Raw genomic sequence first — 15,377 nt, 5'->3', positions numbered from 1 at the left:
GTTAGCCCCATGCCAGCTGCCGATTCCATGCCGCGCTTCGTGCGCCTGGCCGAGACCGACCGACCCCGCGTCGCGCTGCGCATCGACGGCATCGCCGCCACCGCGCTGGCCGGCGACACGCTGCTCGTCGCGCTGCTGAGCCACGGCCGCCGCGTGCGCGACAGCGAGTTCGGCGACGGCCCGCGCGCCGGCTTCTGCCTGATGGGCGCCTGCCAGGACTGCTGGGTGTGGAACGAGACCGGCGAGCGGCTGCGCGCCTGCTCGACCCCGGTGGAGGCCGGCATGGCGGTGCGCACGCGGCCGCCCGCGACGCAGTGGCCGATGACGCCGGATCTGCGCGAGCGGCTCGAGGTCGCGCCATGACCGCAGTCAGCACGTCGCCCCGGGTCGTGATCGTCGGCGCGGGGCCGGCGGGCGTGCGCGCCGCGCAGGCCGTGGTCCAGGCCGGGCTGCGCCCGATCGTGATCGACGAAGGCCGGCGCGACGGCGGCCAGATCTACCGCCGCCAGCCGGAAGGTTTCAAGCGCCCCTACGCCAAGCTCTACGGCAGTGAGGCCACGAAGGCCGCGGCACTGCATGCCGATTTCGACGCGCTGCGCGCGCAGATCGACTACCGCGCGGACACGCTGGCCTGGAACCTCACGCCCGGCGAGTTGCACACGGTGCGCGGCGACGCACCGCACACCGTGCCCTTCGACGCGCTCATCGTCTGCGCCGGCGCGACCGACCGGCTGCTGCCGGTGCCCGGCTGGCAGCGTGCGGGCTGCTACAGCCTGGGCGCAGCGCAGATCGCGCTGAAGGCGCAGGCCTGCGCGATCGGCCGGCGCGTCGTCTTTCTCGGCAGCGGGCCGCTGCTGTACCTGGTGGCTTCGCAGTACGTGCAGGCCGGCGCCGAGGTGGCGGCTGTGTTCGACACGGCGCCCGCCTCGAAGCCGTGGGCAGCGCTGCGCGGCCTGCTGGCGCGGCCGGCACTGGCCTTGCGCGGCCTGTCGCTGATGCGCAGCCTGCGCCGCGCCGGCGTTACGCTGCGGCAGGGCGTGACGCCGCTGCGCATCGACGGCCGCGAAGGTGTCGGCGTGGAAGCGGTGACCGTGCGCGATGCGGCCGGCCGCGAGCAGCGCGTCGAGTGCGATGCCGTGGGCCTCGGCTGGCACCTGCGCGCCGAATCGCAATTGGCCGACCTGGCCGGCTGCGACTTTCACTTCGAGCCGCTGAGCCGGCAATGGCTGCCGCGCATCGATGCCGATGGGCGCAGCAGCGTGAACGGTGTCTACCTGGCCGGCGACGGCGCGCGCATCCTCGGTGCCGACGGAGCAGAAGCCGCCGGCCGGCTGGCCGCGCTGGCCGCATTGGCGGACCAGGGCCATGCCGCCGGCGAGGCGTTGTACCGCGCTGAAGCCACAGGCTTGGGGCGGTTGCTGGACCGCATGGACCGCTTTCGCGCCGGGCTGGCGCAAGCCTTCCCCTGGCCGCATGCCCAGGCCGCGGCGCTGCCCGACGACACGGTGGTCTGCCGCTGTGAATCCATCAACGCCGGCGAGCTGCGCCGCTGCGTCACCGACCTCGGCTCGCGCGAGCTGAACCGCGCCAAGGCCTTCAGCCGCGTCGGCATGGGCCGCTGCCAGGGCCGCTATTGCGCGCATGCCGGCGCCGAGATCGTCGCCGCCTGCGCGGGTGTGCCGATCGAATCGGTCGGCCGGCTGCGCTCGCAGGCGCCGGTCAAGCCGCTGATGATGAGTACGCGCGAGGTACAGGCATGACGGCCATTCAGCGCAGCGACGTGCTGATCCTCGGCGGCGGCCTGATGGGCACCACCACCGCATTCTTTCTGCGCCGCATGCACGGCCTGTCGGTCACGCTGCTGGAGCGCGAGCTGGTCGGCCGCCAGGCCAGCGGCACCAATTTCGGCAACGTGCGCCGCCAGGGCCGCGAGCTGAGCCAGATGCCGCTGGCCAACCGCGCCCGCGCCGTCTGGGGCCGCGTCAATGAGCTGCTAGGCGAGGACCTGGAGTTCGTGCCCTACGGCCATTTGCGCGTCTGCTACACCGAAGCGCAGGCCGCGAAGCTGGAGCAGCACGTGCGCGACGTGCGTCCGCTCGGCCTCGAGCTCGAGCTCTTCAACGCCGAGCAGCTGCGCCGCCGCTGGGGCATCTTCGCGCCCGGCGTCATCGCCGGTTCGCTGTCGCCACACGACGGCCACGCCAACCCGCGCCTGGCCGGCCCGGCCTTCGCCCGCGCCGCGCAGCGCGCCGGCGCCGACATCGTCGAGCATGCCGAGGTGCTGAAAGTCGAGCGCGACGGCGCCGATTTTCTCGCCCACGCCGCCGACGGCCGCCGCTGGCGCGCCGCGCAATTGCTGGTCGCCTGCGGCGCCTGGTCGAACCGGCTCGCGGCGCAGTTCGGCGAGCCGGTGCCGATGGACGCGCGCGGCCCGCAGATGGGCGTGACCGAACCGCTGCCCTATGCCATCGGCCCGTCGATCGGCATCTCGACACCGATCGAGCACGAGGGCCTGTACTTCCGCCAGATCAAGCGCGGCAACATCGTCTTCGGCGGCGGCCTCAAGGGCCCGGCGTCGACCGAGACCGTGCGCGCCGCCGTGCGCCCTGACAACACGCTGCGCCAGCTGCGCGAGCTGCGCCGCTTCGTGCCGGCCTTCGAGCACGTGCAGCTGATCCGCGTCTGGAGCGGCATCGAGGGCTACACCGGCGACGGCCAGCCGGTGATCGGCCCGAGCGCGAAGACGCCCGGGCTGCACTATGCGTTCGGCTTCAACGGCGAAGGCTTCGCGATCAGCCTGGGCGTGGGCGAAGCGATGGCCGAATCGATCGCCACCGGGCGCAGTGCGACGCCGATCGAATCGTTCTCGATCGAACGCTTTGCGCGGAGTCCGGTGGCGGCCTGAGCCCAGCAAGGCGCGTCGCAATGGCGCGAAGCGTGCTCGAATGCGCGCATCCTGCACCTGACCGCAGCCTTACAAAGGCTAACGCGCGCGCTTCGATCAGGCATCATCCGCGCAGGATCGAGGGCCTCTCCTGCAGGCCGGGTCCGCACGAGCATGACGGATTCAGCAGTAACGACCGATCAGCCGCCGAGCGACCCTGCATCGACCATGCCGGCCGGGCCGGCGATCGCCGTTGCGATCGCGCCCGACGGGCTGAGCGCGCGACTGACTTTCGACGCCGCCGAGTCGGGTCCGCCGGTCACGCGCGCGCAGCTGCTCGATGCGCTGGTCGCTGCCGGCGTCGTGCAGGGCATCCTGACCGGCGAGATCGACGCCGCCGTTGCTGCCGGGCGCGCCGACGCCTTGCTGGTGGCCGCCGGCCGGGCGGCGGTGAACGGGCGCGACGCGTCGTTCCAGCTGCTGATTCCCGACGCCAAGAGTCGCGCGCCGAAGCTCGACGAGCACGGCACCGCCGACTTTCGCGACCTCGGCATCTTCTTCAGCGTGCGTCCCGGAACCGCGTTGATGCGGCGCACCCCGGCGACCGCGGGCGTCGCGGGCATCGACGTGCTCGGCCGTGCGCTGCCGCCGGTGCCGGGCCAGGACACGCCGTTCGCGCCGGTGCTCGCCGGCGCGGCGGTCGATGCGCGCGAGCCCGGGCTGCTGGTGGCCAGCATCACCGGCCAGCCGGTGCTGGTGACGCATGGCGTGGTCGTCGAGCCCACGCTGACGCTGGCGGCGGTCGACATGTCCACCGGCCACATCGAGTTCGAAGGCTCGGTGAACGTGCTCGGCGACGTCAAGGCCGGCATGAAGATCCATGCCGCCGGTGACGTGACCGTCGGCGGCGTGGTCGAAGCGGCCGAGATCCGGGCCGACGGCGACATCACGATCAAGGGCGGCATCATCGGCCACGGCGAGTGGAGCGAAGCGGTGGCGGCGCACGTCGACACGGCGCGCATCGTCAGCGGCGGCAGCGTGCACACCCGGTTCGCCGAGAACGCATCGATCGAGGCGGGAGGCTGCATCTTCGTGCTGGAGGCCAGCCGGCAAAGCCTGCTGAGCGCGATCAACAAGGTGCTGGTCGGTCCCGCCGATGGCAGCAAGGGCCAGATCATCGGCGGCCGCACGCAGGCCACGCTGCTGGTGCAGGCGGCGCTGCTCGGCTCGGCCGCCGGCGTGCGCACGCTGGTCGAGGTCGGCGTCAACCCGGCATTGATGCAGAAGATCGAAGCGGTGCGGGCGCGGCTGCAGCAGTTGGCGAAGGAGCAGGCCGATGTCACACGGCTGCTCGATTACGCACGCGCGCAGCCGCAACGCATCCCGCCGGAGCTGCGGCAGAAGGCCGAGCGCACGGCCGCCAGCCTGGCGCAGGAAACGGCCGAGGCCAACGCCGCGCACGAGGTGTTCAAGACCCAGCTGAAGTTGGCCGACGGCGCGGCCTGCATCGTCGGCCAGAAGGTGTACGGCGGCACCAAGGTGCGCATCGGCGACCAGCTCAGCGAGATCGAGGACGAGCGCGGCGGCGGCGTCTACCGGCTCGCCGAAGGCTAGCCTTGCGCTTCGAGCGCGGCCTCGAGACCGAGGCGCAGCGCTCTTGCCTTCTCGATGTCGTCGAGCACACGCTCGAGTTGACGCATCCGGGCATCGATGCTTGCCCAACGTTCGCGAAAGCCGGGCTTCGGCGCCGCGGGCACGGGCTCGAGACGCGCGGGAACGGGCAGGGGAGCCACGGGCACCAGGACCACCGCGCTCGGCCGCCGCTCGGGACGGGAGCGGCGCGTTCGCACGGGAGCCGGGCGGGGCGTCTCGCGCAGCCCGACGACATCCGTCTCGGCACCGCTGTTGGGAGCGACACCGGCGGCTTCGAGATCAGCTCGCGCAACCCGGTGGACCTTGGTCACGCGCACGCCGTCAGGCGTCGCTGCGTCGGCCTCGGTCGTGGGTCCCTCGCGCTGGGGCTCGGCCTGGCGGCGCTTGCGAATGACGATGACCGGGCCGCCCTGTCCGGCCATCCGATGCGCCGGAGCTTGGGCAGGCGCTGTGAACAGGGCTTCGGCGCGCAGCCATTCAGGACTGGGTGATGCCGGGACGTCCGCTTTGGAGCTCGGCGGTGCGTCCGCCAATTCAGGCAGGGGGGGATTGATGGGCATCCAGCATCGATTCGGGAGAATCGCAGATCGTAGCAGCGCCCACCGCCGGCCGTCCTGCGCGGGCCCGCCCCGCCACGGCGAGCCCCAGCGCTGACAGCCCGGCTGCCACCGCGAAGCCGGCGACGAAAGCGCCGGTCGGCGTTTGCTGCTGCAGCGCCGCCAGCAGCAGGCCCGCCAGCGCCAGCCCGACGGCCGAGACCAGCGAATCGCTGAGCTGCAGCGCAGACGAGGCCGCGCCCTGTTTCGCGCCCGGCGCCAGGCGCAGCATCAATACCGACAGCGTCGGAAAGACCAGCCCCATCCCCAGGCCCGTGATCGCCCAGCCGACGACGGCCACCGCCAGCGGCACCGCCGGCAGCAGCACCAGCGTGACCGCCGCCACGCCCAGCGTGATGGAGCCCAGGCCCATGCGCAGCAGGCGCACGCAGGCCGCATCGCTGCGCGGGCGGGTGCTGCGACCCTGGAGCCAGGAACCGGCGCTCCAGCCGAGCGCGCCGATCGTCAGCACCAGACCGGCCTGCACAGGGGTCAGGCCGCGTTCACGCGTCAGCATCAGCGGAATGAAGACCTCGGCGGTGACGAAGGCGGCCGCGGCCAGCCCGCGCAAGCCGATCACCGCCGGCAGGCCGTGGCGTGCGGTGAAGGTGCCGTGCGGCAACAGGCGCGGTGCGGACAGCGCCAAGCCCACCAGCGCGGCGGCCACCACCGCCGCATGACCCGCCGCTGACTGGCCGCCGGCGTACAGCAGGCCGGCGCTGACGGCGGCCAGCGCCGCGGGCCCCAGGCCGGCGCGAGGTTCCTGCACGTCCTGCGGCCTGGCCGGGGCAGGGCGGGCACCTGCCACCAAGCCGCGCCACACCATCGCGGCCGAGGGCAGCGCCAGCAGCGCGGCCGCCAGGAACACCCAGCGCCAGCCGAAATGCCGCTCCATCAGCCCCGCCAGCGCCGGCCCGACGATCGCCGGCAGCACCCAGGCCGCCGCGAAGGCCGCGAAGATGCGCGCATGCAGCGCGCTGGGGTAGTGCTGGCCCACCACCACGTACAGCGCCACCCCCATCAGCCCGCCGCCCATGCCCTGCAAGGCGCGCCCCAGCACCAGCGCCGGCATCGTCGGCGCCGTGCCTGCCGCGGCCAGACCCAGCACGAAGGCCGCGATGCCGGCCCACAGCGCGGGTGCCGGGCCGGCACGGTCGCTCCAGCGACCGGCCAGCACCATGCCGACGATGCCGGCAGCCAGCGCCACGCCGAACGCTGCTGCATACAGCGACGCATCCCCGAGCGCGGTGGCGACGACCGGCATCACCGTGGCCACCGCCAGCTGTTCGAACGCGAGCAGCGAGATCAGCGCCAGCATGCCGATCGTCATGGCCCGGAAGGGGGGGCTCAGGATGCCGGGGACGGGGCGCGGAAGGACCGGTTCGATGGAGCTCATGCTTGACCTTGGAAAGAACTGCCGCGAAGCTTGCAACCTCAAGTTAAGTTGAGGTCAAGGGGGGCCGGCCGATGGACGTGGCGAAGAGTGGACAGATGCTCAGTGTGGGCGAGATCGCCGAACGCAGCGGCGTGGCGGTATCCACGCTGCATTACTACGAAGCCAAGGGCCTGATCCGCAGCACGCGCAGCGCCGGCAACCAGCGCCGCTACCGGCGCGACGCGCTGCGCCAGCTGGCGGTGATCCGCATCGCGCAGCGCGTGGGCATGCCGCTGGAGACCATCCGCGAGGCCCTGTCGCGCCTGCCCGAGGGCCGGTCACCGACGCTGGCCGACTGGCGCGCCCTGTCCAGCGGCTGGCGCGCCGAGCTCGATCAACGCATCGCCCAGCTGCAGTCGCTGCGCGACCAGCTCACCGATTGCATCGGCTGCGGCTGCCTGTCGCTGCGTCGTTGCGGGCTGCGCAATCCGCATGATGAGCTGGCCGAACACGGCGCCGGCCCGCGGCGCTTGATCGAGGAGCACGACGACGACGCCTGAGCGGCGTCATCGGCGCGTCACTTGCGCGCGGCCTCGATCAGCGCCCGCGCCGATGCCAGCAAGACGGCGACGGCTTCTTCCGGCGCCAGCAGCTCGGCGCTGACGAAGGCACCGTTGACCAGCACGGCCAGCTGCGCGCCCACCGTGTCGGGCCGCGACACGCCGATGCGCTGTGCGATCGACGCCAGCCGCGCACGCAGCTCGTGCATGTGGGCTCGCGCGACCAGCCGCGACGGGTGGTCCGGCTCGGGGAATTCCGCCGCGGCATTGATCTGCGGGCAGCCGCGGTAGTTCGATCGCGCCAGGCGCTCGCCGATCCAGCGCATGTGGGCGTCCAGCTCCTTCGCGGCGTTGGCGGCGTGCTTCGCCGCGACCTCGTCCCACGTCGACCAGAAGTCGGCCTCCTCGCGCTCCAGGAACGCGACGATCAGCTCGTCCTTGGTGCGGAAGTGGCGGTACAGGCTGGTCTTGGCGACGCCGGCGCGGTCGACGACCAGATCGACGCCGACCGCGCGCACGCCCTGGGCGTAGAACAGGTTCGATGCGGTCTCCAGGATGCGCGCGCGCACGTCCTGGGCTTCTGTGGTCGTGCTGGCGGCGGCTTGGCGCGCCGCGGCCTTGGCCGCGGGTCGATGAGATCGGTGATCCATGTTGACACGGTACAGACCGTTCTGTATTCTTGCAAGAACAGACAGGTCTGTATCGTTCAATTGGAGATGAACCAGATGATGAATCGGAATGGATCGATCGCGGTGTACGGTGCCGGCGGGCACACCGGGCGCTTCGTGGTGCAGGAAGCGCGACGCCGCGGCCTGCCGGTGATCGCGGTGGGGCGGGATGCGGCGTCGTTGCCGGTGGAGGTCGAGCGGCGAACGGCCGCGATCGACGATGCGGCGGCCCTGCAGCGCGCATTCGCCGGATGCAGCGTCGTCATCAATTGCGCCGGTCCGTTTCTCGACACGGCCTTGCCCGTCGCCCGGGCCGCAATCCGCGCCGGCTGCGGCTACATCGACGTCACGGCAGAGCAGGCCAGCGCGTTGGCCTGCTTCGATGAGCTGGACGCCGCCGCACGCGCGGCCGGCGTGGCGGTGATCCCTGCGGCCGGCTTCTACGGCGGCCTGGCCGACCTGCTGGCCAGCACGCTGGTGCGTGACGCAGCCGCGGCCGACGTGACGGTGGCCGTCGCGCTCGACCATTGGTGGCCGACCGCCGGAACGCGCAAGACCGGCGAGCGCAATCAGGTGCCCCGGCAGGTGATCGAGGACGGCCGGCTGATCACGATGCCGTTGCCGGCCCGGCGCAGCGAGTGGACCTTCGACGCGCCGCATGGCGTGCAGCAGATGGTCGAACTGCCGTTCAGCGAGGTCATCACGATCGGCCGCCACCTGCGCGTGCGGGCGCTGCGTTCGCTGCTCGCGTCATCGTCGCTCGAAGAGATCCGCGATGTGTCGACACCCGCTCCGCTGGCCAGCGACGAGCAGGGGCGATCGGCGCAGCGCTTCGAGATGGTCGTGCAGGTGCGCGAGGGCGCGCACGTGCGACGCGCCGCAGCGCGCGGGCGGGACATCTATGCCGTGTCGGCTCCGCTGGTCATCGAGGCGGCCGAGCGCATGCGGCAGTCGTCGTTCGACCGCATGGGGGCCATGGCGCTCGGCGAGGCGTTCGATGTGGCAGGCTTTCTGCACGCGCTCGCGCCCGAGCATCTCGAGCTGCAGTTCGTGGAGAACGCTGCCGCCGCCTGATCGTTTCGCGCAACTGGGATACCCGACTCGGTGAACGGGTCGGAATGCCGAGGCTCCTCACCCCATCTAAGCGCGCATAACGGCAAACAGGAGCGCGCGATGACCCGAACCGGATGGGCCGTGATGGGAGCGTTCGCCCTGCTGGGCGGATGCGGCGGCAACGATGACGATGACACCGCGGCGCGCGATGAGCGCCTGGTCGCCGAGGGTAAGCGCATCTTCCGCTTCGAGACTTTCGGCGACGAGGCGAAGTGGACCGACACGCTGCGCATGCACGAGGTCGTCGCCACGGCCGTCGACCCGACAACGGCCTTGTCGGTGGGTCTGAAGGTCGATGCCGACGCGCTGCCGCAATCGGTCAAGGACGGCATCGCTGGCGGCACGGTCGACCTGAAGAGCCCCGCCACGACGCTCGCGTTGCTGAAGCTCGACGCCGTGATCGGGCTCAAGGGCAGCGTCGAGACGGAGAACGGCGTCGACAAGCTCAGGCGGCTGGGCATCACCTGCGCGCTATGCCACTCGACGGTCGACAACTCGTTCGCGCCCGGCATCGGCAAGCGGCTGGACGGATGGCCGAATCGCGACCTGAACGCCGGCGCGATCATTGCGTTGTCACCGGCCTTGAGCGCAGCCCAGAAGGCGGTGTTCAACAGCTGGGGCCGCGGCAAGTACGACCCGCGCCACAACATCGATGGGCTGAACAAGCCGGTGGTGATTCCGCCGGCCTACGGCCTGGCCGGCGTCCACAAGAGCACCTTCACCGGTGACGGCAACGACCTCGCCTACTGGAACCGCTATGTCGCGGTGACGCAGATGGGCGGCCTCGGCAGCTTCGCCGACACGCGCCTGCCGCTCAGCGTCACCAACGGCACGGTCGACCTCGTCAGCGACAAGCTGCCGGCGCTGCAGGCCTATCAGCTCTCGATCGCCGCACCGGCCGCGCCGGCGGGCAGCTTCGACACCGCCGCCGCGCTGCGCGGCAAGCTGGTGTTCGAAGGCAAGGGGCAGTGCGTGAGCTGCCATACCGGCGCACTGTTCACCGATGCGAGCGCGCGGCTGCACACGCTGGGTGACTCGATGGCGGAACCCGAGACGCCGAGTTATGCGGCGCGTTCTGCCAGCAAGATGTACCGGACGTCGCCGCTCAAGGGTGTGTGGCAGCACGCGCCGTATTTCCACGACGGGTCGGCTGCCACGCTGGAAGACGTGGGCGCGGACTACAACAGCAAGCGCGCCCTCGGTCTGACGGCGCAGGAGATCGCAGACCTGGCGCAGTATCTGAAGTCGCTGTGACTCAAGGACAGAGGTGCCGGCGGTGAACGAGGCGCCTTGCGACGGCTGGGCGTTGAAGCCCTCGGCGACGGCGGCGAGTTCAATGGCCCGACATCTCCGCGGTCGGGTGATTTGCCTCGGCGACAGCCGGCATCATGAATTCTAAGGATGCGCCGGCGGGGAAATCCACCAGACTCGGAGAACTCGGCAAACTGCAGAGCAGGGGGTCGCATGAAGATGCGCGCGCAATTGACGCTGTTCCGAGGCCTATTGATAGGCGGTCTTGTGAGCATCGGGAGCTCGGCCGCTGATCCCTATGGCTTGATCTCCGACGAAGACTTCGCAACCCGATTCGGCGAGGTGGAGGCATTCTGGTCGAAGTCCGTGCTTCCTTCGGCCGGCAAGCTCGAAACCGAGGACCAGCCCGCGATCCACTACGTCAAGGCCGTTCAAGGCCGACCGGGGCCCGTTGTGGTCATTTCGAGCGGAAGGACCGAGCACTACGGGAAGTACAAGGAACTCATCCACGATCTCTGGCGGCAAGGCTATTCCGTCTACATTCACGACCATCGGGGCCAAGGCGTCTCGGGGCCGCCCGATCTGCGGCCGCGAGGCCACGTCGAGAATTTCGATCAGTACGTCGACGACCTCAATCGCTTCTTGGAGAAGGTCGTCAAGAAGGAACAGACAGAGCGCACCAAGCTCTTCCTGCTCGGTCATTCGATGGGAGGTGGAATCGGCATTCGTTTTCTCGAGAAGTATCCGGGTACGGTCAATGCCGCAGCCTTCTCGTCTCCGATGCTGGCGCCAAACACCGGGATGCTGCCGGTGGGCTTGATTTGCCCATTCATGAGGGCAACTGCCTGGCTGCGAAGCGAGCAATACGTGCTCGGCGAGGGGCCGCCCTCCAACCCGCCCACCGCGTACGACAGCCCGGAGAACATCTTCACGACGTCGCCGGCGCGGTTCAAGGCACTGCTCGTCGATGGCGTCGGCGAACATCGCTTGGGTGGCCCGACCCGCAAGTGGCTCGCCGAGGCCTGCCGCGCCTCATCGGCGATGTTGGCCGATGCTGGCGCCATCACGGAGCCCGTGATGATCGTGCGATCGCCGACTGACGAGGCCGTGCTGCCGGAAGCGCAAGACAAATTCTGCGAGGTGCTGAAGCAGGCGAGGAACCCTTGTCATGGGGACGACGCCGAACCCCAGAAGCCCATTTCACTGAGAGGCGCCAAGCACGAACTCTTCATCGAGCACGACAAGTACCGGACCGTGGCACTCAAGCACGTGCTCGACTTCTTCGCACGGCAGTGAAGACACGCCGTTCGCCCGTTCTCGCAGTCGCGCGCAAGTTGGAACCGCATCGTCAGGCACACGGTCGGGGTCTCCGCACGTTTCATCCGGTGGGACCCGGTGCGCTTGGACCGTGGCCGCAGCGGCGCCACACCCATCGCCGTTGATGAACCCCGTTTGTTAGACCTGGCGCAGGTCTAACTTTGAGCTTGTCAGGCCTAAGTCGGCCTCCTACCATCCGTCTCCCGCAGCCTTCCGGCCCAAGCAGCGGCTGCAGGCGCAAGGAGACCCATGCCCCGCTGGAACGACCTCTCCGCCAGTGAGATCACCCTGCTCGACCACGTCTTCTGGTCGAGCAGCATCTCGCGGGAAGCCTTGGCGACCGGCTCGTCGTTCTCGAAGAGCCGTGCCAACGCGGCGGTGGCCGGCATGCTGGAGCAGGGGGTCCTCGAACCCACCGGCGAGCAGGTGGCCACCGGCGGCCGCCGCGCCGGCACGCTGCGCCTGAGCCGCGGCCTCGGCGTGCTGCTCGGCGTGGCGCTGGGCGCCACCGGCCTCGAGGTGGGCGTGCTGGCCCCCGACCTCGAGCTGCTGGCCCACCACAGCGAGCCGGCCGACGTGCGCGACGGGCCGGCGATCGTGCTGTCGCGGGTGCGCGCGCTGATGCGCGAGCTGCTGAAGCAGTGCGGCGCGAAGCCGCGTGACGTGATCGCCATCGGCATCGGCGTGCCCGGGCCGGTGGACTTCGAGTCCGGCCAGCTGGTCAACCCGCCGCTGATGCCGGAGTGGGACGCGTACTCGATCCGCGACGATCTGCGCGCCGATTTCAGCGCGCCGGTGTTCGTCGACAACGATGTCAACGTGATGGCGCTCGGCGAGCTGTGGCGCATGCAGCGCGGGCTGCAGAACTTTCTGGTCATCAAGGTCGGCACCGGCATCGGCTGCGGCATCGTCTGCCACGGCCAGGTGTACCGCGGCGCCAACGGCTCGGCCGGTGACGTGGGCCACATCTGCGTCGACCCGGCAGGCCCGCGCTGCCATTGCGGCAACCTGGGCTGCGTCGAGGTGATGGCCGCGGGGCCGGCCATCGCGCGCGAGGCCACTGCCGCCGCGTTGGCCGGCCAGAGCGCGCTGCTCAAGCAGATGCTCACCGAGCGCGGCGTGCTGAAGCTGCAGGACGTGGCGCAGGCCAGCCGGGCCGGCGACGTGGCGGCCAATGCGATCGTCCAGCGCGCGGGCGCGCTGATCGGCCAGATGCTGGCGTCGGTGGTGAACTTCTACAACCCGTCGCACGTGTTCATCGGCGGCGGCATCCAGCGCATCGGGCCATTGTTCCTGGCGGCAGTGCGGCAGAGCGTTTATCACCGCTCGCTGGCGCTGTCGACGCGCCATCTGGAGATCCAGTACACGCCGCTCGGTGAGCGCGCCGGGCTGATCGGCGCTGCGGTGCTGGCGATGCAGGAGAGTTTGAAATTGGTCGAGGGGGCGAAGTGACCATCGCGCTCTCGTTCCACGATGTCGCCAAGGCCTTCGGGCCGGTGCAGGTGCTCCATGGCGTCAGCTTTGCGCTGCAGCCAGGGCGCATTTACGGATTGCTCGGGGAAAACGGCGCGGGAAAGTCCACGCTGATGAAGATCGCCGCCGGCTATGAAATGCCGAGCGGTGGCGAATTGCACATCGATGGCCGCCCCGTCCACTTCAGCGGCTCGCGCGCCGCCGAGGCCGAGGGCATCGTCTTGATCCACCAGGAGTTCAACCTTGCCGAGGACCTGACGGTCGCGCAGAACATCTTTCTCGGCCACGAGAAGAAGAGGGGCTGGCTGCTCGACGATGCGGCGATGCGCGAAGGCGCCGCGGTCGTGCTGCGCCAGGTGGGTCTCGATGTCGACCCGGACACCAAGGTCCGCCAGCTGATCGTCGCCGAGAAGCAGCTGGTCGAGATCGCGAAGGCGCTGGCGCGCAAGGCGCGCCTGCTGATCATGGACGAGCCCACCGCGACGCTGACGCCGGGCGAGACCGAGCGCCTGTTCCAGCTGATGGCGCAGCTGAAAAGCAGCGGCGTGACCATCGTCTACATCTCGCACAAGCTCGACGAGGTGGAGCGCATCACCGACGAGGTGATCGTGATGCGCGACGGGCGTTTCGTGGCGCGGGATGCGACGGCCAAGCTGTCGCGCCAGCAGATGGCGAATCTGATGGTCGGGCGCGAGCTGTCGGACCTGTTTCCGCCGAAGCGGTCGATCGTCTTGGCTGATAGCGCTCCGCTGCTCGAGGTGCAGCACCTGACCGTGCCCGGCTGGGCCGAGGACGTCAGCTTCGAGGTGCGTGCCGGCGAGATCCTCGGCTTCGCCGGCCTGGTCGGTGCCGGCCGCACCGAGCTGTTCGAAGGCCTGCTCGGCCTGCGGCCGCATCGTGCCGAACGTGTGGGGATTGCTGGCCGCGCAGTGCACATCGGCAGCCCGCGTGACGCGGCGCGGCACGGGCTCACCTACCTGAGCGAAGACCGCAAGGGCAAGGGCCTGCACATCGCCTTCGGCATGACCGAGAACCTGACGCTGATGGACCTCGCGCGCTATGCACGGCCCTGGCTGCGGCGCGGTGCCGAGCGCGCGGCGCTGAAGGCGGCGGTGGCGGAGTTCGGCATCCGCACCGGTTCGCTGAGCTTGCGCGCGTCGTCGCTGTCGGGCGGCAACCAGCAGAAGCTTGCGCTGGCCAAGGTGCTGCAGCCGCAGCCGCGCGTGGTGGTGCTCGATGAGCCGACGCGCGGCGTCGATGTCGGCGCCAAGCGCGACATCTACTTCCTGATCCACAAGCTGGCGGCCGATGGCTGCAGCGTGGTCGTCATCTCGTCGGAGCTGATGGAGTTGATCGGCCTGTGCCACCGCGTGGCGGTGATGCGCAACGGCCGACTGCAGACCACGCTGGCGGCCGACCAGCTGACCGAAGAGGCCTTGATCGCTCATGCAACCGGCACGCACTGAATCCGGCGCTGCGGCGGGCACGGCCAGCGGCTGGGCTGGCCGGTCCTGGGAGCGGCTGCACGGCTTCGGACCGGTGCTGGGCCTGGTGCTGCTGTGCATCGCCGGCACGCTGCTCAACAGCGAGTTCGCGTCGCTGGACAACGCGATGAACGTGCTGACCCGCACCGCCTTCATCGGCATCATCGCGGTGGGCATGTGCTTCGTCATCATCTCGGGCGGCATCGATCTGTCGGTGGGCTCGATGGCGGCGCTGATCGCCGGCTGCGTGATCCTGCTGATGAATGCGCTGGCGCCGCGGGGCTGGGCGCCGGTGGCGATCGTCGCGGCCGGCATGGTGTTCGCGCTGCTGCTCGGGGCCGCCTTCGGCCTGGCGCACGGGCTGCTGATCACGCGCGGGCGCATCGAGCCGTTCATCGTCACGCTGGGCACGCTGGGCATCTTTCGCGCGTGCCTGACCTACTTTGCCGACGGCGGCGCGATCACGCTGGACAACGCGCTGGCCGATGTCTACAGCCCCGTCTACTACGCCAGCCTGCTCGGCGTGCCGATTCCGGTGTGGGTGTTCGCGGTGGTGGCCATCGCCGGCGGCGTGATCCTCAACCGCACGGCCTTCGGGCGTTATGTGCAGGCGATCGGATCGAACGAGCAGGTGGCACGCTATGCGGCGGTGAACGTCGACCACGTCAAGGTCTGGACCTACATGCTGCTCGGCATCTGCGTGGGCATGGCCACGCTGCTCTACGTGCCGCGGCTCGGCTCCGCATCACCCACCACCGGGCTGCTGTGGGAGCTGGAGGCCATTGCCGCGGTCATCGTCGGCGGCACGGCCTTGCGCGGCGGCGCGGGCAGCATCGCCGGCACGGTGATCGGCGCGGTGCTGCTCTCGGTCATCAGCAACATCCTGAATCTCACCAACATCATCAGCGTGTACCTCAATGCAGCAGTTCAAGGGCTGGTGATCATCGTCGTCGCGTTCACGCAGCGGCGGCGGCCTTGAACGTTTCTCTCACCCACCACCACA

Annotated in this window: 14 protein-coding genes; 11 read left to right on the top strand and 3 right to left on the bottom strand. The window is 70.1% G+C overall.

Features of this window, described 5'->3' with window-relative positions; all coding sequences use genetic code 11:
- Positions 1-9: 9 nt before the first annotated feature.
- The 4 genes from HLB44_RS10945 to HLB44_RS10930 all read left to right on the top strand — a co-directional run bounded on the left by HLB44_RS10945 (position 10) and on the right by HLB44_RS10930 (position 4,498).
- Positions 10-363, top strand: a complete 354-nt coding sequence (locus tag HLB44_RS10945; RefSeq protein WP_173122613.1) for a (2Fe-2S)-binding protein — start codon at positions 10-12, stop codon at positions 361-363.
- Positions 360-1,760: an FAD/NAD(P)-dependent oxidoreductase gene (locus HLB44_RS10940; RefSeq protein ID WP_173122612.1), complete on the top strand. Its 1,401-nt coding sequence runs from the start codon at positions 360-362 to the stop codon at positions 1,758-1,760. The genes HLB44_RS10945 and HLB44_RS10940 overlap by 4 nt, the downstream gene beginning before the upstream one ends.
- Positions 1,757-2,905 carry an NAD(P)/FAD-dependent oxidoreductase gene (locus tag HLB44_RS10935; protein ID WP_173122611.1) on the top strand — a complete coding sequence of 383 codons (1,149 nt, stop codon included), beginning with the start codon at positions 1,757-1,759 and terminating at the stop codon, positions 2,903-2,905. Before HLB44_RS10940 ends, HLB44_RS10935 begins: the two co-directional genes overlap by 4 nt.
- Positions 2,906-3,112: 207 nt before the next feature.
- Positions 3,113-4,498, top strand: coding sequence for a flagellar assembly protein A (locus HLB44_RS10930; protein WP_173122610.1), 1,386 nt, complete (start codon positions 3,113-3,115; stop codon positions 4,496-4,498).
- Here HLB44_RS10930 and HLB44_RS10925 read toward each other — a convergent pair.
- A complete protein-coding gene (locus HLB44_RS10925; RefSeq protein WP_173122609.1) occupies positions 4,495-5,097 on the bottom strand; it encodes a hypothetical protein in 603 nt (200 codons plus the stop codon). The genes HLB44_RS10930 and HLB44_RS10925 overlap by 4 nt on opposite strands.
- Entirely contained in the window at positions 5,072-6,529 is a 1,458-nt protein-coding gene (locus HLB44_RS10920) for an MFS transporter (RefSeq protein ID WP_173122608.1), read from the bottom strand. Before HLB44_RS10920 ends, HLB44_RS10925 begins: the two co-directional genes overlap by 26 nt.
- 71 nt (positions 6,530-6,600) lie before the next feature.
- Here HLB44_RS10920 and soxR point away from each other — a divergent pair, with 71 nt between their 5' ends.
- Complete coding sequence (soxR, locus tag HLB44_RS10915; protein ID WP_173122607.1) at positions 6,601-7,068, top strand: redox-sensitive transcriptional activator SoxR; 468 nt, start codon at positions 6,601-6,603, stop codon at positions 7,066-7,068.
- A 17-nt stretch (positions 7,069-7,085) separates the two neighbouring features.
- Here soxR and HLB44_RS10910 read toward each other — a convergent pair whose 3' ends face one another.
- Positions 7,086-7,637, bottom strand: a complete 552-nt coding sequence (locus HLB44_RS10910) for a TetR/AcrR family transcriptional regulator (RefSeq protein WP_343051288.1) — start codon at positions 7,635-7,637, stop codon at positions 7,086-7,088.
- Between the two features lie 33 nt (positions 7,638-7,670).
- Here HLB44_RS10910 and HLB44_RS10905 point away from each other — a divergent pair, with 33 nt between their 5' ends.
- The 6 genes from HLB44_RS10905 to HLB44_RS10880 all read left to right on the top strand — a co-directional run bounded on the left by HLB44_RS10905 (position 7,671) and on the right by HLB44_RS10880 (position 15,353).
- Positions 7,671-8,810 (top strand): saccharopine dehydrogenase NADP-binding domain-containing protein, encoded by a 1,140-nt coding sequence (locus tag HLB44_RS10905; protein WP_217283613.1) that lies wholly within the window; start codon positions 7,671-7,673, stop codon positions 8,808-8,810.
- Positions 8,811-8,909: 99 nt separating this feature from the next.
- Complete coding sequence (locus tag HLB44_RS10900; protein WP_173122605.1) at positions 8,910-10,103, top strand: c-type cytochrome; 1,194 nt, start codon at positions 8,910-8,912, stop codon at positions 10,101-10,103.
- Between the two features lie 210 nt (positions 10,104-10,313).
- On the top strand, positions 10,314-11,396 hold the full coding sequence (locus HLB44_RS10895) for an alpha/beta fold hydrolase (RefSeq protein ID WP_173122604.1): 1,083 nt from the start codon (positions 10,314-10,316) through the stop codon (positions 11,394-11,396).
- 270 nt (positions 11,397-11,666) lie between these two features.
- Entirely contained in the window at positions 11,667-12,869 is a 1,203-nt protein-coding gene (locus HLB44_RS10890; protein ID WP_173122603.1) for an ROK family protein, read from the top strand.
- Positions 12,866-14,356: an ATP-binding cassette domain-containing protein gene (locus HLB44_RS10885; RefSeq protein ID WP_173122602.1), complete on the top strand. Its 1,491-nt coding sequence runs from the start codon at positions 12,866-12,868 to the stop codon at positions 14,354-14,356. The genes HLB44_RS10890 and HLB44_RS10885 overlap by 4 nt, the downstream gene beginning before the upstream one ends.
- Positions 14,337-15,353 (top strand): ABC transporter permease, encoded by a 1,017-nt coding sequence (locus HLB44_RS10880; RefSeq protein ID WP_173122601.1) that lies wholly within the window; start codon positions 14,337-14,339, stop codon positions 15,351-15,353. Before HLB44_RS10885 ends, HLB44_RS10880 begins: the two co-directional genes overlap by 20 nt.
- The last annotated feature ends 24 nt before the right edge of the window (positions 15,354-15,377 follow it).

Source organism: Pseudaquabacterium terrae (genome assembly GCF_013266755.1).
GTDB lineage: Bacteria > Pseudomonadota > Gammaproteobacteria > Burkholderiales > Burkholderiaceae_C > Pseudaquabacterium > Pseudaquabacterium terrae.
This window is presented reverse-complemented; position numbering and strand designations above follow the sequence as displayed.

Coding starts and splice junctions, on each gene's coding strand:
- HLB44_RS10880 (WP_173122601.1), top strand. CDS start 14,337: ATGCAACCGGCACGCACTGAATCCGGCGCTGCGGCGGGCACGGCCAGC.
- HLB44_RS10935 (WP_173122611.1), top strand. CDS start 1,757: ATGACGGCCATTCAGCGCAGCGACGTGCTGATCCTCGGCGGCGGCCTG.
- HLB44_RS10925 (WP_173122609.1), bottom strand. CDS start 5,097: ATGCCCATCAATCCCCCCCTGCCTGAATTGGCGGACGCACCGCCGAGC.
- HLB44_RS10940 (WP_173122612.1), top strand. CDS start 360: ATGACCGCAGTCAGCACGTCGCCCCGGGTCGTGATCGTCGGCGCGGGG.
- HLB44_RS10945 (WP_173122613.1), top strand. CDS start 10: ATGCCAGCTGCCGATTCCATGCCGCGCTTCGTGCGCCTGGCCGAGACC.
- HLB44_RS10930 (WP_173122610.1), top strand. CDS start 3,113: ATGCCGGCCGGGCCGGCGATCGCCGTTGCGATCGCGCCCGACGGGCTG.
- HLB44_RS10920 (WP_173122608.1), bottom strand. CDS start 6,529: ATGAGCTCCATCGAACCGGTCCTTCCGCGCCCCGTCCCCGGCATCCTG.
- HLB44_RS10890 (WP_173122603.1), top strand. CDS start 11,667: ATGCCCCGCTGGAACGACCTCTCCGCCAGTGAGATCACCCTGCTCGAC.
- soxR (WP_173122607.1), top strand. CDS start 6,601: ATGGACGTGGCGAAGAGTGGACAGATGCTCAGTGTGGGCGAGATCGCC.
- HLB44_RS10900 (WP_173122605.1), top strand. CDS start 8,910: ATGACCCGAACCGGATGGGCCGTGATGGGAGCGTTCGCCCTGCTGGGC.
- HLB44_RS10895 (WP_173122604.1), top strand. CDS start 10,314: ATGAAGATGCGCGCGCAATTGACGCTGTTCCGAGGCCTATTGATAGGC.